We start from the raw sequence: 24,450 nt of genomic DNA, 5'->3' as shown, positions 1-24,450 counted from the left end.
CCCAGCTGCACCAGCAGGCTGGCCGCGCCGTGAATCAGGCCGCGCTCACTTGCCGACCGGATCGAGACCGACCGATCGCTCGGCCGGGAGATCGAGAATGAATCGCCGCCGAGAGAATCGGGGTGACTTTGATGGGGCGGTTGCGCGTCGTCCAGAGTGAGGCATATTTCACGACCGTCGATTTGGGCGTCTTCCTGTACCGCGACCTTGCTGCCCACCATGCGGCTGAGACCTCGACTCAGGTCGGCGACTGCCGTTGCGACTTCCTGGCGGGGCCCTGGCGGGCCATGCCGAATCGCAAGCGGGACCGAGGTGCTAGCTTCGCGGGTCATCGCTGGTTTAGAGAATACGGTCTGCAAAAGACGCTGCCGATGGCGTTGTTGCGGTCCGCTCGCCGAAGCCTGGAGGAACAACCCCAGGCCAGCCAGCAAGTCTTAAGCGACGCTCACCCATGCCACCGGCTTCGTGTCGTTGTGCCGCTCCCGCACCGACTTGGGCCGCAAGCGCGCGCTGCGGAGCGATCGCTTTCCGACCGGCTACGAAGTACGCCGTACGCGTCATTTTTCCGGCACTCCCGGAATGATAACATGGCAGGACGGCATTGATAGCGCCGCGGCGCTGGATGTCGTGCCTCAGGTACGTGAACCGGAATGCCAAGTCCCAACGAAATTCTATCGGAACTCAAGAAAGTCAAATACCCGGGATTCAGCCGCGACATCGTGTCGTTCGGCATGATCAAAGACATCGAGGTCGCGCACTCGGGCGTGACCGTGATGCTGACGGTGGCATCCGCCAAGCCCGAGGTGGTCCAAAAAATCGTCGCCGACGTGAAGACTGCGGTCGGCGCGATGCGCGATGTGCCCGCCGTGGAAGTGCGTATTGAGCAGCCCGCCGCAGCCGCACCGCGCGCCGCGACTGGCGCCGCGCAGCGCGAGATACCCGGGGTGAGGCACATCATCGCGGTCGCCAGCGGCAAGGGGGGAGTCGGCAAATCCACCGTGGCGGTAAACCTGGCACTGGCGCTGCACGGACGCGGATGGCGCATCGGGCTCATGGACGCGGACGTATACGGACCCAGCGTGGCGATGATGATGGGGGTGGACAAGCCGCCCGCGCTCACCGCCGAGCGGAGGATCGTCCCACTCGAGCGATTCGGCATACGTTACGTTTCGATGGCGCTGTTTATCAACGACGAGACCGCCGTGATCTGGCGCGGACCGATGGTAACCAAGCTCGAGACCGAGTTTCTCTTTAATGTCGAATGGGGGGAACTCGACTGCCTGGTGCTCGACCTTCCTCCTGGGACCGGCGACGCGCAGTTAACCATCACCCAGCGCGTGGCGCTCGCGGGCGGGGTAGTGGTCACCACCCCTCAGGACCTGGCGCTACTCGATGTGAAGCGGGGCGTGGAGATGTTCCGCGAGGTTAACGTACCGGTCCTCGGCGTGGTCGAAAACATGAGCTACTACCAGTGTCGGAAATGCGGGCATCGCCACGAGATTTTCTCGCACGGTGGCGGTGCGCGCTACGCGTCCGAGTTGGGGGTACCTTTTCTCGGCGAACTGCCGATTGTCCGCGAGCTACGCGAAGGAGGCGACCGGTCCAACCCGCTGGTTGCAAGCAACCCGCGTCACCCGGTAAGCGCCGCGTTCGACGCGATTGCCACGCGGGTGATGCAGGAGGTGGAACACGCACCGTGAGCTGTCCCGGTCCGCGATGGTCTCCAACCGGGTCCTACGCGCTCCAAGCCCAGCCGAGGTCGCGGCTTTTTCCGTCCTGCTCCGCAGCGAAGCTGCGCCGTTGCCATGTCTGTGATTGCCGAGCGCAGCAGCGGGTACGCTAAAGTCTTTCCAAGCTCGATCGATGGACGCGCGCCCGAAAATCTCCCTCATAACAATCACCAAGAATGAGGAAGAACTAATCGGACAGTGTCTCAAGAGCGCCTGGTTCTGCGAGGAAAAGATCGTCGTGGATTCCTTCTCCACCGACCGGACTGTGGAGATAGCACGAAAATGCGGCGCGCGGGTCTTCCAACACGAGTTTACCAACTACGTCATGCAGAAGCAGATGGCGCTCGACCACGCGACTGGAGACTGGGTATTGCTGATGGACGCGGACGAGCAGGCAACTCACGATCTCGGCGCGGAGATTCTGCGTGAAACCGGCTCAGCGTCGGCGGCGGAGGGCTATCGCATCCAGCGAATGCTCTTTCATCTCGGCGGCTACGACCTACGCGGAATCGAACCCGATACCCCGGTGCGCCTGTTCCGCCGCGAGCGCGGGCACATCGGTGGCCGCGATCCTCACGACAAGGTCGTAGTCGACGGCAAGGTCACAAAACTGCGCGGGCGTATCCTGCATTTCAGCTATCGCGACATCACCGACCACGTCACCACGATGAACCGCTTCAGTTCTCGCGCCGCAGCGGAACACGAACCCACTCGGTTCACGCCGCTCAAAATGGTAGTCAATCCGGTAGCGCGATTCTTCGTCTTCTATGTTGTGCGCCGCGGATTTCTCGATGGGATCCGCGGCTTCTATGCCGCGGCCACCTCCGCGTTTTACGTTTTTCTCAAATACGCGAAGTTGTACGAGCGGCGCCTGAAAACGCAGCGTCCGCGTTGACCCGGACTGGGCGACCACTGACCGCCGGGGCGCCGCGCGCCCACTTCTCTGGCAGGTCATTCCTGCTAATTTAGATTCCAAAACGCGAATGAAACGCTTGTTCAGCTACATCGGCCGCTACTGGAATTGGTACGCGTTCGGGATGGTCAGCACCCTGATCGCTTCCGCATGCGGCATGAGCGTCTCATATCTAAGTGGTGCTGCCATCAACACCATCCAGGCTCACCATCCGCAGACCTTTGGCGCACTCGCGCGCATGGGGTTGCCGGCCGAAGAAACGCTGGGTCGCATCGTGTTGATGATGATCGCGGTGGCACTGGTGGGAGGAACCGCGCGATGGGTTTCGCGTTTCGTCATCTTCAACACCGGCCGCGACATCGAGTACGACCTGCGCAACGACCTTTTTGAACATCTGACCCGGCTCGGGCCGGATTTCTATGAGCGCAATAAGGTCGGCGATTTGATGTCGCGCATGGTCAACGACCTCAACGCGATCCGCATGCTGGTCGGCATGGGGTTCATCACGTTCATCGATGCGCCGGGTACCTTCGTGTTCGCGCTCGTCTTCATGCTCGGGGTCAACACCAAACTAACTGCCGCCTCGCTGGCCCCTTACCTTCTGCTGATTTACGGAATCAAACGCCTGTCGCGAGCGCTGATGCAGCGCAATTTGAAGGTCCAGGAGGGCCTGGGCTTGATCGAGGCCAAGGTCCAGGAAGCACTGGCTGGCATCCACGTCGTGAAGGCCTACTCGCTCGAGGACCATGAGGCTGGACTCTTTCGAATTGCCAACGACGAATACAACGAGTTGGGATTGGCGCTCGCGCGATTGCGCGGTGCCATGGTCCCCATGATTCGCGGGACCTCGGCGGCGGCCGTGATGATCGTGCTCACCTACGGTGGACTGCTGGTAACCCAGGGAACCCTACGCATCGGCGACCTGGTTTCCTTCATGGGCTACCTGGGCTACATGGCATGGCCCGTCACTTCGCTGGGATGGATGATCTCGATTTATCAGCGGGCCAGGGCCGCGATGAAACGCCTCGATGAGGTGTTCTGGGCGCCGCCACAACCGGGGGCGCTCGATCAGGGGGAAGAGCGGTTAGAGGTAGCTGGCGCAATTGAATGGGACCACGTCTCCTTCAGCTACTTTGGGCGCGAAGATCCGTCTTCGAACGGCCATCGCCCGTACGCACTGCGCGACATCCAGGTTCGAGTGCCCGCGGGTAGCAAGCTGGCGATCGTCGGTCGGACCGGCTCGGGCAAATCCACGATGGTCAAGCTGCTCTCGCGCCTGATCGAGCCCACCGAGGGCAGGATACTCCTTGACGGCCGTGACATTCGCGAAGTGCCCCTACACTCGCTGCGCAAGACGATTGGCGTGGTGCCGCAAGAGGCGATGCTGTTCTCGGACACGCTCGCGCGAAATATCGCCTTCGGGGAGCCCGATGCGAAGAGGGACGCCATCGAATGGGCCGCCAACATCGCAGGACTCGGACCTGATATCGCCACACTTCCACATGGCCTCGACACGATCGTGGGCGAGCGCGGGATGGCGCTGTCGGGCGGGCAGAAGCAGCGCGCCACCATCGCGCGTCTGTTGAACTATCGATCAAATGTGGTGGTTTTGGACGATGCCCTTTCCAGCGTCGACACGGAGACCGAGCGGGCGGTACTGGAAAACCTGGAAGCCAGCGTGCGCGACCATACCAGTATCGTGGTCGCGCATCGTGCCTCGACGGTGCGCGACGCCGACCAGATCGTTGTGCTGGAAGATGGCCAAATAGCCGAGCGCGGAACTCACCAGGAACTGATGGCGCGGCATGGAATCTACGCCGAGTTGTTCCGCCGTCAGCTGCTCGAGGAGGAACTCTCCAGTTACTAGGCATGCAGCTTAAGCAGGAACAAACCGGCCGCCGGCCGCGCGATGTCGCGCTCGTGAAGTTCATCTGGACCTACGTGCGCCCATATCGCGGAGTGTTTTTTCTGTCGGTTCTGCTGATGCCGCTCAACTCCGCATTCGCGCTGGCGCAGCCTTATATAATTCAGCTGATCATCGATCTATTCCTGGCCCATCGGCGGGTGCCGCCGCCGGCATGGCTGACGGCGCTGTTCGGCGCGTCCGGTCCGAGCCTCCTCAAGATGGCGGCGATTTATCTCTGCCTGGTTTGTGGAGAGTTCGGGTCTGCATACGGCCAGTTCTATCTCACCATGATGGTCGCGCAGTATTCGCTCTCGGACCTGCGCCTTGGGCTCTTCAACCACGTCCAACGGCTCCCGATGTCGTTCTTTGACCGCACCCCGGTGGGACGGCTGGTGAGCCGGATGACTACCGACATAGATGCGATCAACGAAATGTTCGGCGCTGGATCGCTGACCATGTTCATGGACCTGATGACGATGTCCGGCATCGTCGCGATCATGTGGTTCAAGAGCGCGCGGATGGCGCTGTGGGCCCTGGTCGCGATTCCTCCGCTGCTGCTCTTCATCAATCTGTTTCGCGTACGCGCGCGTGTCGTATACCGGCAGATTCGCGAACGGCTCGCGGCGGTCAACGCGTACCTGTCGGAAGCGTTGGCAGGCATGACCGTAGTGCAACTGTTCACGCACGAGCGAGCGAGCCGGGCAGAATTCGACGTGCTCAACGTACGCAGCCGCGACGTCCAGATGAAGGCCAACGTGTATGAGACCGGTCTCTTCTCCGCGGTGGACACGGTCGGCTCCATAACTATCGCCCTGGTCTTGTGGGCGGGCGGCGGTCAAGTGCTGCATCGCGCCATCACCCTCGGGACCCTGATCGGCTTCATGCAGTATGCACGGATGTTCTTTCTGCCGCTCCGTGAACTGTCCAACAAGTACACCGTCCTGCAGTCGTCGCTGGCCGCGGCGGAGCGCATCGAAGCGCTCATGGAAGAGCCCCATACCATCGCGAGTCCAACGACCCCGAGGGTCCCGGCCGCGCAGCAGGGCAGCATCGTGTTCGATCACGTGAATTTCGAATATCGTCCGGGGGAGCCCGTCCTCAGAGACTTGAGCTTCGCGGTCGAACCAGGACAGAAGATCGCAATCGTGGGACCGACCGGATCGGGCAAGACCACAATCATCAAACTGCTCAACCGCTTTTACGATGTGAGCGGCGGGCGCATTCTGGTCGATGGGGTTGATGTGCGCGAGTGGGACCTCCACCGACTGCGGCGTTCGATCGGGCTGGTGCAACAGGATGTGTTCCTGTTCGCCGGTGATGTGATGGAAAACATCCGGCTCGGTTTGACCAACCTCGGCGAGCATCGTGTCCGGGAGGCATTGGACCGCGCGCAGGCACTGCGATTCGTGAACCGCCTGCCGGCGGGACTCGCCGAGCACATCCGTGAGCGCGGTGCGAACTTGTCCGTGGGACAACGGCAGCTGCTATCGTTTGCGCGCGCCCTCGCCTACAACCCGCGCATCCTGGTAATGGACGAAGCGACCTCCAGCGTGGACAGCGAAACCGAGCGCCTGATTCAGCTCGCCCTCGACGAGCTGCTTGCCGAACGCACCGCGGTCGTCATCGCGCATCGGCTTTCGACCATCGAACGCGCCGACCGCATACTGGTCCTGAGCAACGGCGTATTGCGTGAGAGCGGGAGCCATCTCGAGCTGCTGGCCCAGCGCGGCCTCTACTATCGTCTGTTCGAGTTGCAGTACGCGGTCGCGAACGAGGCGGCGCGTGAAGCGGTGGATTGACCGCCTCGCACGCTTGGGTGCCACTTGCTTGCGGCCACGCTCGTTAGCCAGCCTTCTTATCGCGCTGACGGCCAGTCTCACGTTTTCGGGATGCGGCATCGGCTATATCGGACGGGGCGCTTACGAGGAAGCACGCCTGTTGTGGAACCGACGGCCGATTAGCGCGGAGCTGGCTTCGGACCAACCGCTCTCGCCGCAATTGCGCACCAAGCTGGAGACCGTCCTCAGGGTGCGCGAATTCGCCGCGGATAAACTGGGACTCAATACTGGCGGTGCGTACCTCACGGTGGCCCAGGTCGATCAGGGAGCGATTGTCCACGTGGTCATGGCGGCGCCGCGCGACTCCTTGAGGCCGTACACCTGGTGGTTTCCGGTGGTCGGCTCGGTCCCCTATCGCGGTTATTTCGAAGAGTCCCAAGCCCAGGCGCAAGCACGCGAGATGGAAACGGCGGGATACGACACGATGGTACGATCGGCGGTAGCATTTTCGAGCCTCGGCTTTTTCGACGATCCGCTGTTGTCCAACCTTTTGCGGCTCGATCGGGTGGAACTGGCTAGCGTCATAATCCACGAACTCTTTCACCGCACCTATTTTCTGCCCGGGCACGTGATGTTCGACGAATCTGCCGCGACCTGGGTCGGCGCGAGGGGTGCGGTCGAGTTCTTCGAAGCGACTGAGGGTGCCGACTCGCGCGATGCGGCCGAGGCGCGCTCCATGCTGGAGAGCAATCTCAAGTTCTCGCGCTTCCTACTCGGTGAGCAGGCGCGGCTGCTCAAGATTTATATGAGCGGCCGCCCCAAGGCAGAAATTCTTCAGCAACGCGAAGCCGCTTTCGCGCAGATCCAAGCAGACTATGCGCGTCTCGCGCCCGGCCTGAACGGTCTGGAACGCTTTGATCTCGACAAGGAGCCGCTCAACAATGCGGTCCTGATCAACTACCTCATCTACTTCCATGACCTGGACAATTTCGAGACTCTTGCGCGACTGAATCACGGCGATCTCAAGGCCACGATTCGGCAGATTATCGATTTGGCGCAAGCGAACCCGGACGACCCGTTCTATGCGATCTGGGAAGCGACCCGAGACGCTCCGCGACCCTGACGGTCGTGACGTTCAGCGCTCCGCAAGCGCCGCGCCGATGAGTGCAGAGAGCCGAGCCTCGTAACCGCCGAAGAAATGGTCCGCGCCTGCGAGGATTTCCAGGCGCGCGCGGCTGCCCAGTTTACCGGCGAGTGTCCGCAGAGGCTCGAGCGGCGAGTAGGAGTCACGATCGCCTGACACCAGCAGGACCGGTTTGGAGATGGAATCACCTGGGCCAGTCATCCCTGCGACCGGCAGCGCCACTAGCACCAGACGATCTACGGCAGGGTCGGTGAGGCCGGCCCGCAATGACACCGAAGCACCAAAAGAGTATCCAGCCAGCAACACGGACTTGACCCCGGCCTTGCCGGCAAGAAATGCAACCGCCTCACGCACGTCGTCAAGCTCGCCCTCGCCGCCGTCATACTCCCCTTCGCTGTCGCCAACACCGCGAAAGTTGAACCGCAGGGTGGCAAGCTGTCGTCGCCAGAGCGCCTCGAGTACAGCTTCAACTACATTGTTGTGCATGGAACCGCCGTACATCGGATGTGGATGGCACACCACCGCCGCGCCCGGAGCTTCAGGCTCCGGCAGCGTGAGCAGTCCCTCCAGTTTCAGGTCGCCGCAAGGAAAGGTAATGCGGCTCTCGCTCATACTAGAGGATTGTGTTCGGTACGCTTGGGGGAAGCCGCTTTGCGCAGGGAGAAACTCCGCACCTATTCGTCTTCGGGATCGCGGCGGATAAGCGTCACGATCGCGACGAATTCCCGGCGGGTCATCGCGTAGCCCAGCATGCTCAGTTGCCTGAGCGCTTGAAGTTCCCGCTTGGTGACCTGATAGCGGTTGAGCAGCGCCCGATCGTTGAGCAGCGTGCGCCATGCCTCTTTCGGAGTTTTGGTGCGTAGGGGCCTGGAGGGGGGCATCATCGCCCGTGCCTCGGGGTGAGCCATAACGAAGAGTTTCTGCCGATCGAGGCGCAGGGTATCGGCAATCCGTCCGAGAAGCGCCAGAGAAGGCTTGCGCTGCCCGGTCTCTAGATAAGCCACATGACTGGCCTTGACGTCGATGCGCGCCGCCAATTCACGCTGCGTCAGTCCATGGCCCTGGCGCTGTTCTTTCAACATTCGTCCGAACTTGTTGTCTGTATTCACGTAATCCTTATTCAGCAAGGTAGGTTAGATTTGAAACTCGTCGAACAGTGCCTTGCGCAGCTTTGCGTAGTGAAGCACTCCGGCTAGATACTGTACTCGATTTTCCTGCGGCAAATTGGGATCACCATTGAACCCATATTTGTTTGCCACGTATGCTACTGCCCCGACGATACCGTTCGAGGACGTTACGCCAATTCCAATCGACGGGCTACGGCTTTTCTCGAAACACTGTTGCGCGACCCTTTGCGGAAAGATGCCGAGACTCACGAATACGTCAGCCGCCAGCTCGGGCGGGTCATCCAAATGGAATCCATACCCGGAATATCCCATGTGATGCGGCTCTTCCTCCTGGTGGAATCCAAACATTCTGGCAGTCAGGTGATGCCCCATCTCATGCGCGAAGGCCCCGCTCATTGCGGCCCGATGGTGAGCAGTATTGACACAAATCAACGGCCGCTTCGACACCGGACTCCTGCCAACATAGAACCCCAGCAATGCCATCCCCCTGGGCGATCGCAGTTTTGCCATTCTAAAGTCTATTCCCAGAGGCGACCACGCTTCCCGGAATTCCCGCGCCGAACCCAACCGAAGTGGGCGCTTGTTTAGATGGGGCCACACCATACGCCGCGCTTCGGAAAGCAATTCCTTAAGTTCGCCGCGCCCGAAAATTTTGCGTACCGATGGCCCGTACTCTCTTGTGGTAAGCGAGTGAACCTCAAGGCCGCCATTCCCGATTCCGAGCGCCCGCACTCCAGCGGGTGGTGCTGGCGAGGCAAGAATCGCACTCAGCAAGCCTTCTAAGCTCGAAACCCTTTTCTTACCGGTCATCGTAGCCACCAGACACGATATAACACACCGAAGCTTATTCATACCACGGCCTGATGGCAACTTGATCAGCCCTTACCTTTCGATGTCGTCTTTCGCTCAGTAAGCCTAAAGGGAGCATTCGCTTCGCATCGTGAGCGCTGTAAGTACTGGGGAAATATACGAGGGATCTGTGTGCTTTTTACAGGCTACGTCGTTACGATCGGCTTCTTTAGGATCGAATTTTAACATTCTGGATCGCTGTCAAAGAATTTTAACGTCCTGGATCGCTGTCAAAAGGAGATGTCGATGGAAGTAAGGCTACTGAGCACAAGTTATCAACGCCGAATCTTTGAGGAGCGTCTGCGACAAGCCCGCGATGAACAACTGACGCATTTCACGGGTGTAACCAATGGACAGGTCGACAATCGCGCACGCCTGGCGGCTTCGGAATTGTACGGGCTTTTCCCGGATAGCGGCAGTCCGGCCGAAAGCATGATTGCTGGGATGGCAATCCACGACTTGGAAATGTTTCCGCGAACCTGCCCGGGTCCGGATCTCTCACACTGGCCCGAGCGTGCCGTCTTTGAATGTAGCGATCACTGGTCGCTCGCGCCGGGCGCTGGCATGAAGATGTGGTGCGGCGGCGCGATCCAGATCGCGCGCAGAAATCCGCGGGCGGTTCTCGCCTATCTTGCGGTGGGCATGTCCGACCATTGGGGGTTCTACCGCGCGATGGGTTTTGTACCGTTCGGAAGACCCGTCCAATTCATTTATCTCAAAACTGCAGAGGGTTTCCCGTGGGTGCAGCCGGTAATCCTGCGAGACGAAGCGCTCGAGAAACTAGTAGCAGCCTCGTCTCAACTGCCGGTCGAGACCGACGATGAGTTTGCGACTCTGCGCTTTAAAAAGGGCCTACGGTTGCGTCCCTTTGTGGTTCCGTCCGCGCAGCAGGTGGCATGGGAGGTTCAGACCCCGATTGCGTACGGTGAATCTCAAGGGATGCAAGCGTGCGCATAGAAGTCGGCGCTGCTCCAGAATGGAGAGTGGCCGCACGCGAGATGGCCACGATATGTCAAAGGGAAGGTACCAATATGAATTTGGAATTGCCCATCACGGAGAGCTTCCCGGAGCCGGAAGAACAAAGGGCCATGCTAACCAAACGCGAGCTGATGGAGCTGTCGGAAATAAGTACCGTACGAAGCGCTCTACACATCATCATCGAGTGGATGCTGATCCTGATTGCGATTCGGGCTTGTGAAAGATTCTGGGAACCATGGCTCTACTTGGCAACTATCGTCGTGATTGCGACGCGTCAACACTCGCTCATGATCATGCTGCACGAAGGCACCCACTATCGCCTTTGTCGGAACCGAAAAATCAACGATTGGGTGTCAGAACTGGTGTTGGCCTGGCCCGTCTTGATTTCGGCACGTTCATATCGCGCCAACCACTTCGCTCATCACCGCTACCTGAATACCGACCGCGACCCCGATTGGGTACGCAGGAGAGGTGACCAGAACTGGGTTTTTCCGAAGCGTCCGCGTGAGATGGCGGTCCTGCTGCTGGGCGACTTGACCGGCCTCGGCGCGGTGGCCTTGGTGAAACTTCTGCGGACCGTCGCCTCGCGCGACACCGACGTTTCCAAAGGGTTTCTGATGGCTCGCTATCTGTACTACGCGGCGGTTATGGCGATCGCCCTCTGGACGGGGACCGCCCATCTGCTGTTCCTGTACTGGTTTGTCCCGTTGTTCACTTGCCTGGTCTGCATTTTCCGCATCAGGAGCATAGCGGAGCATTCGGCACTGGGAGCGGCGCGGACTCCCTACGCGGGCACTCGGACAACCTTGCCCTCGTTCCTCGAGCGGATCTTTCTTGCTCCGAACAACGTGAACTATCACCTCGAGCATCATATGTATCCGAGTGTGCCGTTCTTTCGATTGCCCAGGCTGCATGCGCTTCTCCGCACCAAACCGGAGTTTCGTAAGGCTCATATGACGCGCGGGTATGTTGGCGTGCTGCGCGAGTGTGTTGCCGACGCCGACTCTCTCGCAAACGGCGAAGCACGGCCCAAGCACCTCGACTTGGTCCTGCAGGCGAGCACGGTTGCCGGACCTGGCTGACCCGGCACCCGAGCCATTTTCTTGAGAGGCGAGGCATAGAAAGGCACCGTTTAAGTTAGGCTAATGGGCAATTTCACCGGAGGGACAACGGCGACTCACGAGGACGGCTGTTATTTCCCCATTGCGATTGCGCGCGTCCGGCGACTATAAGAACTACGTAGCTAAAGATCGCCAAAGCCGATTTGGGCGGGGGAGCACTGCGATGAAGATAAGGGCACTCGGCCCGGCACTCGTGATTTTTCTCGGATACGCGGTAAGTGCTCATGCGGTAGCGCTGACTTTGCAGGGCGAGAGCGCCGACCTCGAAAACTCAAATTCCAGCGTCCTCTATGCCAGCGATAGCGATGGCGAGCCCGCGCTGATTACCGCGATCGGCCTGCCCGCGCCCGATGGCGGAAACTTCTCGGAACTCGGCGTGCCTTCGATGATGCCGGACGGGCGGGTCCTGTTCGGCGGTGAAACCACCAACCAGAAGCGAAAACTCAACTGGAACATCTATATTGGAGATCCCAACGTTTCGCCGCCTTATCGGGTGGTTCGCGCGATCGATCCGATGCCGCCAGCCAAGGATTGTGCTCCGCTTCTGAACGGGGACCCATATCCGGTGGCAGATGCGAAAGGCAACATCGCGTTCATCTCACACCTGCCGGACAAACACGATGCTCTGGTCTACTACTCGAAAGGAGCTCTGAACTGCCTCGCGCGGTCTAACGCCAAGACCAACGAAGGTCACGAGATGGCAGTGCTGAGCTTCGGCAGCCCGGCGATGGGTGACAACGGTCAGGTAGTGTTTAACGCGTGGCTCATCTATCCGCAGGACAAGACCGACAAAGACACACCGCAGGGCCATCGACAGGCGCTGCTGATAGGTTCGCTGCGGAGCGGAATCACGGAACTCGCGGTTGAGGGGGAATACGGACCCAACCGCAGCCGCTATGCTCGCCCGTTTGGACTTCCGGCCGCGATGGCCTCGGCGGAAGGTACTCTGATTGCGTTTACCGCCAAGACTGGTTCAGGTTCGGCGGTGTTCCTTTACCGCAATGGACAGATGTCGCGAATTCTCCCGACTGGGACGACCACCCCGATAGGCCCCGTGACCTATCTGTCGCCGGGACGACCTGGCCTTATGGCCGATGGCACGACCGCGGTCCTGGCGGGATGCGCGCGGTTGCCGGTGATCTTTCGCCTCGCGCGCCAGAAACTCGACCTCCGTCTGCAGCGCGGCCAACTGACGCCGTTTGGGACCGAGCTCGAGTCGCTCGGGGATCCGGTGCTGACCGCGACCGGATCGATGTACATCGGCGCCACCGATAGTGACGGCAACGAAAAGCTCTACGTGCTCAGCGGGGACGACTCCTTCTTCGAAGTCGGCGAGCCGGAAATGATCTATAAGATCGCGATGGGTTCACATCATCACGCGATTTTCACCGGCACCCTGACGGTCAACGAGCGGGGAGACTTCGCCTACCTGGGCGGCAAATAAGCGACCCTCCGCCCTTCGCTCTGGAAACTCGCGCGCGCCGCTTTTGGGCTGTCGCGTGCGACCCTTGGCTTCGTCCCCTGTCCGCAATGGCTTTCCTGTCTCATGCGAAGATGCGATTCTTTTCGGTATGGCCAGTCTGAGCAAATTCATCAAGCTTTCTCCCGAGCTCTATGACTACGTGGTCGCGCACGGCAACAATAGCGATCCGCTTCTGCAGGAGCTCTCTCAGGAAACCGCCAAGCTCGGCCCCATCAGCGTCATGGAGATTGCCTCGGAGCAGGGCACTTTCATGGGTATCCTTGCGGCTGCGATCGGCGCGCGATCCGCCGTCGAGGTGGGAACCTTTACTGGCTACAGCTCGCTGTGTGTGGCGCGGGCGCTGCCCGCCAACGGCGAGCTTCTGTGTTGCGATGTGAACCAGGAATGGACGGCAATTGCAAAGCGCTACTGGGAAAAAGCAGGAGTCGCGCACAAGATCACCCTCAAAATCGGCCCTGCCCTCGAAACCCTGCGCGCGCTCCCGGAGCGGAACTCCTTCGACATCGCTTTTATCGACGCGGATAAGACTAACTATCGCGATTACTATGAGGAGATCCTTAAACGGCTTCGTCAGAACGGTCTGATTCTGCTCGACAACGTCTTGTGGAGCGGCGCGGTACTCAATCAGAATGACCAGAGCGAAGACACCAGGGCCATCCGCGCGATTAACGATTTCGTGACCCATGATGAACGGGTCGAAGCGGTGATGCTCCCGATCGCGGACGGTCTTACAATTGCGCGCAAGCGCTGAGGTCAGCATGCAGGGGTCCGGCACACATTCAGGCGTCCCCGACCTCCGGCGGGTCGGCATTCACCCGGGTTTCTGGTATCCGGTCGCGCGCTCCAGCAGTCTTAAACGAGGGCGCGCACTGGCGGTCACGTTCGCCGGCGACCCGATGGTACTGGCGCGCAGCGAATCCGGCTCGCTATTTGCGCTGGAGGATAGATGTGCGCATCGTCAGCTCCCGCTCCATCTCGGGGTCGTTCGCGGGGAGCAGCTCCAGTGCGCCTATCATGGGTGGTGCTACGGTGCGAGCGGGCGTCTGGCACGGATCCCTTACCTGGCCGATGGCGGAAAGATGCCAGCCGCGGCGCGTGGTGTCCGCAGTTATCCATGCCGCGAAGCGTACGGACTTATTTTCGTGTTTCCGGGCGAACCCGAACTGGCGCAGGTTTCGGAACTTCCCAGCATCCCGGAATGGGGTACGCCGCAATATCGAACGATGTATTTCGAACGGACGCTCAGCTGCCACTACACTTTCATGCACGAAAACCTGATGGACATGAACCATCAGTTCCTTCACCGCAGCCTGATGGGAAGTATCCAGCCGGTAATGCTCGACTACCGGACAGGTACTAATTGGACCGAAGCGCAGTACCGCTTCGAAGGCGGCAAGCAGCATGTCGGGGCGGATCTGCTGGTAATGGGCGGGAAGGGCTCGGAGTCCGGGGTCGATCGTGACTACGAGTTGATGACGATTCGCACCGTCTATCCGCACCAGGAGCTCACCGTCTTCCGAGCGCATTCCGAGATTCCCGCGATTCGCCTGTGGGCGTCCTACGTGCCGCTCGACCAGGAGCAGCGAACCAATAAGAGCTTCGGCATCCTGATGGTGCGGCGCCCTAAAACGCCGCTGGTCCTCAGCCTAGCGTGGCCGGTCATCGGATATTTCGCCCGTTCGGTTTTCGAGCAGGACCGTATGGCAGTGGAAGCCGAACAGCGCGCGTGGGACGAACAGGGTAGTGACCGGAACGCGGAAGTATCACCGGTCTTGCTCGAACTCAGGAAGGTGCTCGCACAATGCGGGGTGCCGATTGAACCCGTGCATGCGAGGGAATTGACGGACGAAGAGAGACGGGTACCGATACTACGCGACGCGAGCCGCGGCGGCGCCGCCGGCTGAGGAAGACCGGACGGTTTCTCAGACGCGGCCGTTCAGAGTGAAGCGCTCGCAGAATTTCCGATATTTTAGAACGTTATCGTCTTCGGCGGTGTACTTCGGGGTCGCGTTGAGCGCGAGGTTCTCCCAGACCGGGCGGTCTTGCTCCAGGCCCATACTCTCAAACTGCATGATCAGGTCGGCGAGTTCTTGCGGCGGATCGAATCCTTCGATGACCGGCATTGCCACTGAAAGACGAATGGTGGAAGTGCCATCGAGCATCGGCACCGCCGAAGCAATTACGAAATGCGGATGATCGCCACCGCCGACCGCGACCTGGGTGATGGTCAGGTTCGGACTATATGCGCGCGCGAGCAGCGGCACCTCGATGAACGTCGTACCATCATCATGGTGCGAACCGTCCCCGCCCCCTTGCCACATCGAGGGGCCTACGCGCAGCTTGGTGGTAGCGGTGAAGACCCCGTCTTCCACCGTAGGCTCCCCGTATTCGACCTTCAGCACGTCGTGTACGGGGGGAAAATGTGCCCAGTCGAAAGCGTTTTCGATAACCATCTCGGGCGGGACCTTGATGGTCTTGGTGAAGCCGGCGAAGATTTTGTGAGTTCGCTCGAGGTAGTCCAGCATGTCGGGGAGCTTGCCGATTGCGAAATTACCTACCAGGGCGAAAATGAGGCCGCTCCTTACTAGTGAAGGATACTTTGCCACACAGTATGGACCCCCGCCTTCGCCTCCAAGGGCGATGCGATGCCCATGGTATGGACAGGTGAGCACCCGGGGATCGACCAATTTCCCGCCCACGCCCAGGTCCGCGCCGCGATGCGGGCAAGTGGCGTCATAAACGTTGATCTCGCCGCCGCTGCGTACGATCAGTAGGCGGCGGTCACCCACCGGAACCGAGCTGACATCCGCCTGAAGGTCACGCTCGAATGCAATCTGGTACCATCCGCCGTAGCGCATCAGCTACCTCCCTCGACCGCTTGGGAAATTCTTGCCTAAAGTTCGTACCGCGTGGTGGCCCGCGGGTCAATAAATGTCGTGGCCCGCCACCGCGGTCACCCGGGCGCGTGTCCCGCGTCGAACGTCCGATCGCCGTGCACCAGTTGGGCACTCACGACGTTGCGGCAGTCCAGTCTGTGCCAGGGCGTTTCCCGACGTTCGCCCTGATATTCGATGCGTGCGTTCTTGCAAATCGCAGCGCGGTGAATCGTGATATCCGGACGCGTGATGGTCAATGCGGTTTTACCATCGGCGGTGGTCCGTAAAGCGTCTGCGTGGTCGAAGGCAAGACGGCTCGGCTCGATGGTCTGCAGGAGGGGCAACTCGACTTCAAGCAGCGGACCTGTCCCGTCGCCCACCACGGCTCGCGCGTTGCCGACGCCGCTGGCGAACTCGATTTTGCCCAACATGTTGGGAAAGCCCCGTTCGAAGATTCCTGCCGCCAAGGCCTTCTCGCTGTTGGTGATCGAAGCCGCAACGAAAGCGGCCGGCATCATGTTCAAGCGGCATCCGAGCGCCAGGGTCGCGTCGCGAAAGGGCCCGACCGGGGATTCCGGATGATCGAAGATTGAGAGCCGGCAATAGGGGGGCGACGTACGGCAAAACTCGGGGGGCAACCGGTCCAGCAGCGGCGCTTTGAGGACCTCAAAATAGACGTTGATCATGGTGGAGTTCGGGCAAACCCACGGCAGCGGCGGATAGGCCGGCCGTTCCTTGGGTAGATCCATCAGGTAGTCTTCGTGACGCGAACGTCCTGGGTCGGGCACTGGAAGTCACTCCTCCACTGATTTCGATGACGCCTTCTCCCGTGGTTGGATCAAGTGGGCATCGGTGGCGCTTCGGGGCCGCTCTTCGATGGCCCGGTCGGACGCGACGCTTTGTCCTCCGCGAATTCGGGCATCACGTATTTCGCAAAACGCTCAAGACTTGCAAGGACCTTCCTTTGCGGAATTTGCTGGTCGAAGTTGATGAGGCAGACGACCCGCTCGACCCCGACTTCTTCCCAGTAGCGGAGGTTCTGCACAATCTGCTCGGGGGTTCCAACCGGAAATCCCTCGCGCAGTGAGAAGATTTCCGCCTGGCTGAGCAGCGCGGTAGCGTTCGCCAGCGCGGTATACGCATGCGACGGGTAGATGCCGCCGAGCCCGACCAGATGCGCCGCGGTGCGGAAGAAATTGAAAGCGGCCGCGCCGCCAACCGCGCGCGCCTCGTTCTCATCCTCCCCGCAATAGAGCCAGCTGGCGGCATTCACCTGGTTGTTCACGAATTTGCCGACCGGGTCGCAGTGCTTGATGATTCGGCGATAGTCGGCGACCAGGCGGCGGTAGTCGGCGGGCGTGCCAAGGGTTACTCCGAGCATGCCGATCCCGCGCTCGGCCGCCTGCACCGCCGTTTCCGGGGACGACACCGCAACCCACATGGGAGGATGCGGATCCTGAATCGGCTTGGGGAGCACGTTGCGTGGCGGCATTTTGAAATACTTGCCATTCCACTCGAATTCCTCTTCCGTCCACATCCGGGGGATCGCACGGATGACTTCATCCCACATCTCTTTGGTGTGGTCGGGGTCGATTCCGAACGCGCCGACCTCGGTCCAAGTCGCGGCGCGGCCGGTGCCGAACTCGAGGCGACCGTTGGAAATTAGATCGAGGGCTGCCGCACGCTCCGCGATTCGGGCCGGATGGTTCATCTGCGGGAGCGCGACCGCGATGCCCTGCCCGATGTGGATTCGTTTGGTGCGGGCCGCCGCGGCGGCCAAAAAGACCTCGGGTGCGGAAGAGTGCGAATACTCCTCGAGAAAGTGATGCTCGACTTCCCAAACTTGGTCGAATCCCAGCTCATCGGCGAGTTCGATCTGCTCGAGCGCTTGGTGATAGGCACGCAGTTCCGACTCGCGGCTCCAGGGCTTCTCTACTGAATGTTCGTAGAAGATTCCAAATTTCATTGGTAGCTCCTTGCCCGCCTCAGTTCAGTTTAATCAGGCTCGGACACCATCCAAGCCCCAGCGTGCCCGGTCCGCAATATCCACCGGCCGACGGTCCAAGCTCATTCGTGATCAGTCGTTTGACCTTCAAGCGTCGCTGCGCAGCAGCGCCGAGCTCCCCGGCGCCGCGCGAATTCGCTGCATGAGTTACGATTACCGTAGCTTCGGACCCCGCCAGCTCCTGTTGTGCCCGTCCGAGCATCTTTTCAATATTCTCGGCCTGGGTCTTGGACTTGTCTACCACCGCGACCCTCCCCCACACGCGGACCAGCGGCAACATTCCGCGCAGAGACCCAACCGTCATCTCGTAGATCGAGATTCTCCCGTCGCGCTCCAGGTATGCGGTGGTAACGGGCGCGAGATAGGTATCGATCTGCGCGGTAGCTTCCTCCAATGCCTTCACAACTTCCTGGAGGGTCGCGCCTCGCGCCGCCATCTCGCCTGCCTCGATACAAACTGCCCCAAGTGCGGTCAACGCCCGCCCGGTGTTGAGGACTTCCACGGAGATCTGATGATCACGCTTCGCGACCACCGCGGCCGAATATGCGGCCGTGTAGGTCGAGCATGATTCGAAGGGATTGATTAGGCACAGTACGTCGGGACCGCGCTCGTGCGCCCGTCGGTATGCGGCAAGGAAATCGGCCGGCATCGCGGCGGCGATCACCGGCAGGCGCGGCTCGTCGGGGAGGCGCCGGTAAAATTCGGAGCGCGCCAGCCCATCATCGCGAAAGAACTCGGTCGAAAAAGCTACCTGGATGGGCGCGACTTCGATCCCGATTCTGCGGACCTCGTTGGCCGGCAAATCCACGCTGGAATCGGTGACGATCGATAGCGCCTGGGTCATTTCCATACCACCCGTTCAAGACTGCCATGCGAATAACGTGCGCAGTCGCGGGCTGTCAAGGCAAGGCTACTAAGCTTGGGGTTGCCCGGCGACGCAAGGCCACGAGTGGACGAACCCACCGTTTCACGCTGATCTGCTACACGGTAAACTTCAAACCCTGTAAGGTGCGCAGCTGCGATGGACGAACGCTACGACGCCAAGAAGATCGAGCCCTACTGGCAGGAGGAATGGGAGCGCAGCCAGATTTATCTCACCCGCGAGGACCCCGGGCGTCCCAAGTTCTACGTTCTCGAGATGTTCCCATATCCTTCCGGCAATGGGCTGTCGGTGGGACATCTGCGCAACTATGTCCCGTGCGACGTCGTGGGCCGCTACAAACGCATGAAGGGCTTCAATGTCCTCCATCCCATGGGCTGGGATGCGTTCGGCCTGCCGGCCGAGAACGAGGCCCTCCTCCGCCAGGCTCATCCTACAGAGACGGTTCCGCGTTACGCCGCGAATTTCAAGCGACAACTGACTATCTCGGGATGTGCCTACGACTGGACGCGTGAGATCAATTCGTCCTCTCCGGAATACTATCGATGGACCCAGTGGCTGTTCCTGTTGCTCCTCAAGCGGGGTCTGGCCTATCGCGCGACCGGGTCGCAATGGTGGTGTGACTTGTGCGGAACGGTGTTGGCCAACGAGCAGGTTGTGAATGGTTGCTGCTGGCGTCACCCCGACAATCCGGTCAGCAAAAAGGACCTCGAACAGTGGCACATCAAGATTACCCAGTACGCGGATCGGCTGCTTGACGATCTCGAAGACATCGATTGGCCGGAGCCAATCAAGCTGATGCAACGCAACTGGATCGGCAGGAGTGAAGGGGCTGAGCTTGCCTTTCCGGTCAGCGGTCATCCCGGCAAGGAAGTCCGTTTCTTCACGACTCGTCCCGACACGGTGTTCGGGGTTTCCTTCATGGTCCTGGCGCCGGAGCATCCACTGGTCGCTGAAATCACCACCAAGGCCCAGCTTGGGTCGGTCACCGCCTACGTGAAAGACGCCCGCCGGCAGAGCGAAATCGAACGTCTGTCCACCGTCAGAGAAAAAACCGGGGTTTTCACCGGCGCATACGCCCGTAACCCTTTTTCCGCAAAGGACGTTCCAATCTGGATAGCAGACTATGTGCTGATGGGTTACGGCACCGGCGCGATCATGGGCGCGCCGGGTGAGGATCAGCGCGATTACGAATTCGCCTCGGAGTACGGCCTGGAGATTCCGCTGGTTACTGCACCCGCCGATGACAATCCGGTCCCGACTGGTCGTGCCTTCACCGAGCAGGGAGTCACGGTTAATTCGGGATTTCTGGATGGGATGCCGACCGCCGCGGCGATTCGGGCGGTCTGTCAATATGCGCAAGACCACGAGATTGGCCGGCCGACCATCAGCTACCGGATGCGCGATTGGCTCATCTCGCGACAGCGCTACTGGGGATGTCCTATCCCGGTGGTCTATTGCAAAAGATCGTGCGGGGTTGTTGCGGTGCCCGACGATCAGCTCCCGGTGCTCCTACCGACGATGAAGGAGTATCAGCCAGCGGGGACGGGCCGCTCGCCTTTGGCGAATGTCCCTGAATTCGTCAACACGACTTGCCCCAAATGCGGCGGCCCGGCCGAGCGCGAAACGGACACCATGGACGGGTTTGCGTGTTCTTCGTGGTACTTTCTGCGCTTTGCCTCGCCGCACGAAGACCGAGCACCGTTTGATCGAAAGGCGGTCGACCGTTGGCTGCCGGTCGATCTCTACGTCGGCGGCGCGGAGCATGCGGTAATGCACCTGCTGTACGCGCGGATGTGGACCAAGGTAATGTACGACGCCGGTCTTATCAGCTTCCAAGAACCATTCCCCGTCCTGCGCAACCAGGGGGTCCTCTGGGCACCGGACGGACGGCGAATGTCCAAAAGCAAAGGCAACGTCGTCACACCGGACGCGATGATCGAAAAGTATGGCGCCGATGCCCTTCGTCTGTGGGAACTATTTATGGGCCCTTATGACGAAGACACTAATTGGAACGAAAGCGGGGTGGCCGCCACCGAGAGGTTCATCACGCGCGTGTGGACGATGCTTCGCCGGTACGTTGACGCTGGAGGTCCCGATGGCTCTGCGTCGGAGGAGACCCTGCGCAAAGCCCACAAAACAATCAGAACCGTAAGCGAGCACATCGAGAAGATGCGCTTCAACACGGGACTGGCAACGATGATGGACCATCTCAACCACATCGCGAGGCTGAAGCCGACGGAACTGAACCGCTTCGTGGTCGAGTCGTACGTGGTGATGCTCGCCGCGATGGCCCCCCATCTGGGCGAGGAACTCTGGCGCGCTTTGGGTCATTCAGCATCGGTGCATCTTGAGTCGTGGCCAAAATTCGACGAGTCGATGACGCGCGAGGACACCGCAACCGTGGTGGTGCAGGTGAACGGCAAGGTTCGTGATCGGCTGCAGGTTGCAGTGGGAGCTTCGGAAGCAGAGGTTCGCGAGCTTGCATTGAAGAGCGAGGCGGTGGCGCGTCACGTGGGCGGCAAGCAGCCGAAGAAGTTCATCTTCGTACCCAATCGGATGTTGAGCATCGTAGTTTGAGATTGCGCTCCTTCTGAGCTTGGTGCTTTAGCTGCCCACGGCTCTCCTTGAACACCTAAAATATCCGTGCGATGCTGGCGCCGACTCATTCATCGGTACTCGCCAAATAGATTCAAGGAGCAACCGCAATGGCCGAGGACGTGCTCAAGATAACGCGCCATCCCAACTACGTGGTGCTTGCGCTCAATCGTCCGGAAAAACGCAACGCACTCAATCAACCTCTGATCGAAGCCTTGAACCAGGCGCTCGCGCAACTCGAAAACGATCGCGAGGTTCGCGCACTGGTGTTGCGCGGCGAGGGCGCGAGCTTCTGCGCGGGGATCGATCTCAAGGAAGTCGACGAATCCACCGGCGGCCACAACCCCATTTCGCTGGAATCAGTCTTCGGTCGGCTGGAACGTTTCCCGGTGCCGACCATCGCCGCGGTGCAGGGCGCTGCGCTCGCCGGAGGGCTGGAACTCGCGCTGCATTGTGATCTCCGTATCGCGGGCGAGGGTGCACGATTAGGTATGACTCTGGGTCGCGTCGGATTGATGGTTCCCTACGACTTCACCCGTAAGCTCATCGAGGTGTGCGGTTCGGCGAATACCGCGTGGATTCTCTACACCGCCGAGTTGATCGAAGCACCACGCGGGCGCGACATGAATATGGTTCATGAAGTCGTCCCTGACTCCAAACTGGCAGAGGTGGCAACCGCGTTGGCCGAGAAAGTCGCGGGCAATGCTCCGCTATCGCTGCGGGCGATGAAGGCCACCGTGCGCCGTTGCATGAGCGGATCTTTCGATGCGTGGCACGACGACATGCTCAAAATGGCGCGCGATGTCCGTCAAAGCGAGGACGCCAAGGAGGGCGTGCGCGCTTTTTTGGAGAAGCGCAAGCCGGTCTGGCAGGCGCGCTAAGCAGCGTGCCCGGCGGTCCGCGGAGGCCGCCTGGGCGCAGAGCGACGCAACTAGCCGTCTGCTTTTGGGCCCTGGACAGGAAGCTGCGCGGTCCACCGGCACCGACGCCGCGCGGCCGCTTTCGGGATGCTCCCCTACAACCGCACAGGTTCCCTCCAAGAGCCGGGCACCCGGACAAAATTCGCCAGGCGGCGTGCGCCCAAGTGGAGTCTGGTGGATTCCGCTAGACGCGCAGTTGACGATGCTTCCTGGGACGGCCGGGCGGGAATGCGCTGGCGCGTCGGCGGCGCGATTTTAGATTGAGCCGGTCGAGCAGTCGAAAGTATGCGTTGCGCACGATCTCGAGCCCCCAGAGAATGCCCATGCCGAGCATAATCCCCATCCCCTGGAAAAATTCACTCACGTAGCTCAGCGTCGAAAGCTGCTCAATTTCAAGCGGTGCAGCGGGGCGGGTTTCTTCGGTTGTTGCCATCTACAGTGAGGTTAGGTGGCGGGACGCCTTGATTCAAGGCGTCCCGCCCGCGTCGCTGAACAGATTTGTCAATGCGGCGGCGAAGGTAGCGGGGGCAGCGGGGGAGGAGGGGGTGGTGCGGCGGCGGCCGAAGTGCTGGCCAACGGCAGCGTCAGCGTCACATCATCAAAACGCGCTTGCGAGTCATCACTCGCCCACAACCCGATCCGTCCCTTGGCGATCTTCGCGTCGTCCACATCAAAGATCATTTTGTTGTCGTCGTAGCATGTAAGGTGACTGCCTTGCGCCCAGACCTTAAGCTTGTACCAGGTGTCCTTGTCCGTCGGCACCACCTGCTGTTTGAGATTTTCAAGCTTGCCAGCGGTCATGCGCGAAAGTGCGAAATAATCACTGGGGCAGCCCGCCGATAGCACGTAGAAATTCTGTGCGTCCACGTACCGGAAAATCAGTCCACCCGAGCAGTCGAACCGTCCGCCCGCCGACTTGAACGACGCCTCCAGCGTGAAGTCGTCGTATTCGGTCTTGTCGGTCAGGACGGTCAACAGATTGTAATTCAATGCGTGCAGTAAAGAGCTCATGGTGCGGCCAGCCGGCAGGCCATAAGTATTGGGCTGGCTTGGGGCAGTGGGATCCGGGATGACCTCCCACTCTCCTTCCACGGCGGTCCAGCCTTCCGCTATCGCATGGGCCTTGTCCTGGTCGAAATTCCAGACCTTGGCTTCGGGCGTTGGCGTGGCGGTTGGCGTTGGGGTTTCGGTGGGAGTGGGCTCCTTCTTCTTGGCCCGCGAATAGGCGGCCGGACTGGTCAGCCCCACCGCAAGCACCGCTCCAGCCGCGATCACAATCGCGGTACGCAACCAAGCTCGTCCAGTCATTATTTGATCCCCTCTCCGCTCTCGGTCCCAGAAACTCGGCTATAACAACGGAAGCCCGCGCGAGTTTCCCTAATGAGACAGCGCCCTGTCAAGAAAGATGTTCTTACGCTGCAGCAAACTGGCAGTTGGGGACGCCGCAGGGAACCGAAATTCTTGAAGCCCCGACAACTTGGAGAAGGCTCGCAAAAACCAGCGCTTGAGATGTCTCGGCACTTCTCATCGATTGAGAGCTTCGTTCGCGGCGCGCTGAGCTTCGCTTTTCATTCGCCATAGCACGTGGTGGTGTCGGTAGTCTGTTTTTCGCTAGCCATCACAGTCTTACTTGACCTTGGTGGTAGACGGTGGGATATTGTGGGTCTCTAGGGAGGCCTGCGGTGTTCAGCGGTCGATTTGACCACGCGATCGACGAAAAAGGGCGCGTCAGCATTCCCGCGCGCTTCCGTGAGGTCCTCCAGCGTGAAGGCCATGAGCGCTTGTTTATCACCAACTTCTTTTTCACTCGCGAACGCTGTCTTGAGCTGTATCCACCGCGTGAATGGGACGCAGTGGTCGCGAAGTTCGCGACCCGCGGGCAGTTCGATCCGGGCGTGCAAAAATTTGAGACCTTCTTTATCTCCGGGGCGCAGGAAGTTCCGGTCGATCGCCAGGGCCGCATTCTTATCCCCTCCAAGTTGCGCGAATGGGCCCGGATCGGTCGCGACGTGACTTTCTCGGCGCGCCGCGATCATTTTCAACTGTGGGACAGGCAGGTCCTCGAGCGAGTACTGCGCGCTACGGAAGAGGAAGTTCAAGATCCGGCGTTTTTCGAAAAGCTCAACCTCTAGACGCGATGAA

General features: G+C 60.3%; 23 protein-coding genes. 13 read left to right on the top strand and 10 right to left on the bottom strand.

The window, feature by feature from the left end:
* A partial coding sequence (locus VGI36_00515; GenBank protein HEY2483595.1) for a hypothetical protein occupies positions 1-332 on the bottom strand: 332 nt, incomplete at its 3' end.
* Positions 333-650: 318 nt separating this feature from the next.
* Between VGI36_00515 and VGI36_00510 the strand changes: the two genes are divergently transcribed.
* From VGI36_00510 to VGI36_00490, 5 genes are all read left to right on the top strand, one after another.
* Positions 651-1,700, top strand: a complete 1,050-nt coding sequence (locus VGI36_00510) for an Mrp/NBP35 family ATP-binding protein (protein HEY2483594.1) — start codon at positions 651-653, stop codon at positions 1,698-1,700.
* Between the two features lie 163 nt (positions 1,701-1,863).
* Positions 1,864-2,625: a glycosyltransferase family 2 protein gene (locus tag VGI36_00505; protein HEY2483593.1), complete on the top strand. Its 762-nt coding sequence runs from the start codon at positions 1,864-1,866 to the stop codon at positions 2,623-2,625.
* An 88-nt stretch (positions 2,626-2,713) separates the two neighbouring features.
* A complete protein-coding gene (locus tag VGI36_00500) occupies positions 2,714-4,510 on the top strand; it encodes an ABC transporter ATP-binding protein (GenBank protein ID HEY2483592.1) in 1,797 nt (598 codons plus the stop codon).
* Between the two features lie 2 nt (positions 4,511-4,512).
* The gene (locus tag VGI36_00495; GenBank protein ID HEY2483591.1) at positions 4,513-6,348 is read left to right on the top strand and encodes an ABC transporter ATP-binding protein; all 1,836 of its coding nucleotides are present in this window, start codon (positions 4,513-4,515) and stop codon (positions 6,346-6,348) included.
* A complete protein-coding gene (locus tag VGI36_00490; GenBank protein HEY2483590.1) occupies positions 6,332-7,450 on the top strand; it encodes an aminopeptidase in 1,119 nt (372 codons plus the stop codon). Before VGI36_00495 ends, VGI36_00490 begins: the two co-directional genes overlap by 17 nt.
* Positions 7,451-7,462: 12 nt before the next feature.
* On the opposite strand, the gene VGI36_00485 is transcribed toward VGI36_00490, so the two are convergent.
* The 3 genes from VGI36_00485 to VGI36_00475 form a co-directional block, all read right to left on the bottom strand.
* A complete protein-coding gene (locus VGI36_00485; protein ID HEY2483589.1) occupies positions 7,463-8,083 on the bottom strand; it encodes an alpha/beta fold hydrolase in 621 nt (206 codons plus the stop codon).
* Positions 8,084-8,145: 62 nt separating this feature from the next.
* Positions 8,146-8,580 carry a helix-turn-helix transcriptional regulator gene (locus VGI36_00480; GenBank protein ID HEY2483588.1) on the bottom strand — a complete coding sequence of 145 codons (435 nt, stop codon included), beginning with the start codon at positions 8,578-8,580 and terminating at the stop codon, positions 8,146-8,148.
* A gap of 24 nt (positions 8,581-8,604) precedes the next feature.
* Positions 8,605-9,108: a hypothetical protein gene (locus tag VGI36_00475; GenBank protein ID HEY2483587.1), complete on the bottom strand. Its 504-nt coding sequence runs from the start codon at positions 9,106-9,108 to the stop codon at positions 8,605-8,607.
* Positions 9,109-9,693: 585 nt separating this feature from the next.
* Here VGI36_00475 and VGI36_00470 point away from each other — a divergent pair.
* From VGI36_00470 to VGI36_00450, 5 genes are all read left to right on the top strand, one after another.
* Entirely contained in the window at positions 9,694-10,404 is a 711-nt protein-coding gene (locus VGI36_00470) for a hypothetical protein (protein ID HEY2483586.1), read from the top strand.
* Positions 10,405-10,478: 74 nt separating this feature from the next.
* Positions 10,479-11,507: a fatty acid desaturase gene (locus VGI36_00465; GenBank protein ID HEY2483585.1), complete on the top strand. Its 1,029-nt coding sequence runs from the start codon at positions 10,479-10,481 to the stop codon at positions 11,505-11,507.
* A gap of 202 nt (positions 11,508-11,709) precedes the next feature.
* Positions 11,710-12,990 carry a hypothetical protein gene (locus tag VGI36_00460; GenBank protein ID HEY2483584.1) on the top strand — a complete coding sequence of 427 codons (1,281 nt, stop codon included), beginning with the start codon at positions 11,710-11,712 and terminating at the stop codon, positions 12,988-12,990.
* A 127-nt stretch (positions 12,991-13,117) separates the two neighbouring features.
* Positions 13,118-13,780 carry a class I SAM-dependent methyltransferase gene (locus VGI36_00455; protein ID HEY2483583.1) on the top strand — a complete coding sequence of 221 codons (663 nt, stop codon included), beginning with the start codon at positions 13,118-13,120 and terminating at the stop codon, positions 13,778-13,780.
* A gap of 7 nt (positions 13,781-13,787) precedes the next feature.
* The gene (locus tag VGI36_00450; GenBank protein ID HEY2483582.1) at positions 13,788-14,933 is read left to right on the top strand and encodes an aromatic ring-hydroxylating dioxygenase subunit alpha; all 1,146 of its coding nucleotides are present in this window, start codon (positions 13,788-13,790) and stop codon (positions 14,931-14,933) included.
* A gap of 18 nt (positions 14,934-14,951) precedes the next feature.
* Here VGI36_00450 and VGI36_00445 read toward each other — a convergent pair whose 3' ends face one another.
* From VGI36_00445 to VGI36_00430, 4 genes are all read right to left on the bottom strand, one after another.
* Positions 14,952-15,887 carry a Rieske 2Fe-2S domain-containing protein gene (locus VGI36_00445; protein ID HEY2483581.1) on the bottom strand — a complete coding sequence of 312 codons (936 nt, stop codon included), beginning with the start codon at positions 15,885-15,887 and terminating at the stop codon, positions 14,952-14,954.
* A gap of 95 nt (positions 15,888-15,982) precedes the next feature.
* Positions 15,983-16,693, bottom strand: coding sequence for an acetoacetate decarboxylase family protein (locus VGI36_00440; protein ID HEY2483580.1), 711 nt, complete (start codon positions 16,691-16,693; stop codon positions 15,983-15,985).
* Positions 16,694-16,743: 50 nt separating this feature from the next.
* On the bottom strand, positions 16,744-17,871 hold the full coding sequence (locus VGI36_00435; protein ID HEY2483579.1) for an LLM class flavin-dependent oxidoreductase: 1,128 nt from the start codon (positions 17,869-17,871) through the stop codon (positions 16,744-16,746).
* A 19-nt stretch (positions 17,872-17,890) separates the two neighbouring features.
* The gene (locus VGI36_00430) at positions 17,891-18,754 is read right to left on the bottom strand and encodes a DegV family protein (GenBank protein HEY2483578.1); all 864 of its coding nucleotides are present in this window, start codon (positions 18,752-18,754) and stop codon (positions 17,891-17,893) included.
* Positions 18,755-18,931: 177 nt separating this feature from the next.
* On the opposite strand from VGI36_00430, the gene leuS reads away from it, so the two are divergent.
* Positions 18,932-21,370 carry a leucine--tRNA ligase gene (gene leuS / locus VGI36_00425; protein HEY2483577.1) on the top strand — a complete coding sequence of 813 codons (2,439 nt, stop codon included), beginning with the start codon at positions 18,932-18,934 and terminating at the stop codon, positions 21,368-21,370.
* 128 nt (positions 21,371-21,498) lie between these two features.
* The gene (locus VGI36_00420; GenBank protein HEY2483576.1) at positions 21,499-22,269 is read left to right on the top strand and encodes an enoyl-CoA hydratase/isomerase family protein; all 771 of its coding nucleotides are present in this window, start codon (positions 21,499-21,501) and stop codon (positions 22,267-22,269) included.
* Between the two features lie 223 nt (positions 22,270-22,492).
* Here the strand turns inward: VGI36_00420 and VGI36_00415 are convergent, their stop codons facing one another.
* Together VGI36_00415 and VGI36_00410 are read right to left on the bottom strand one after the other, a co-directional pair.
* On the bottom strand, positions 22,493-22,741 hold the full coding sequence (locus tag VGI36_00415) for a hypothetical protein (protein ID HEY2483575.1): 249 nt from the start codon (positions 22,739-22,741) through the stop codon (positions 22,493-22,495).
* Between the two features lie 68 nt (positions 22,742-22,809).
* Positions 22,810-23,616, bottom strand: coding sequence for a family 16 glycoside hydrolase (locus tag VGI36_00410; GenBank protein ID HEY2483574.1), 807 nt, complete (start codon positions 23,614-23,616; stop codon positions 22,810-22,812).
* A 374-nt stretch (positions 23,617-23,990) separates the two neighbouring features.
* Between VGI36_00410 and mraZ the strand changes: the two genes are divergently transcribed.
* Positions 23,991-24,440 (top strand): division/cell wall cluster transcriptional repressor MraZ, encoded by a 450-nt coding sequence (gene mraZ, locus VGI36_00405; GenBank protein HEY2483573.1) that lies wholly within the window; start codon positions 23,991-23,993, stop codon positions 24,438-24,440.
* The last annotated feature ends 10 nt before the right edge of the window (positions 24,441-24,450 follow it).

The organism is Candidatus Binataceae bacterium (assembly GCA_036495685.1).
GTDB lineage: Bacteria > Desulfobacterota > Binatia > Binatales > Binataceae > JAFAHS01.
This window is presented reverse-complemented; position numbering and strand designations above follow the sequence as displayed.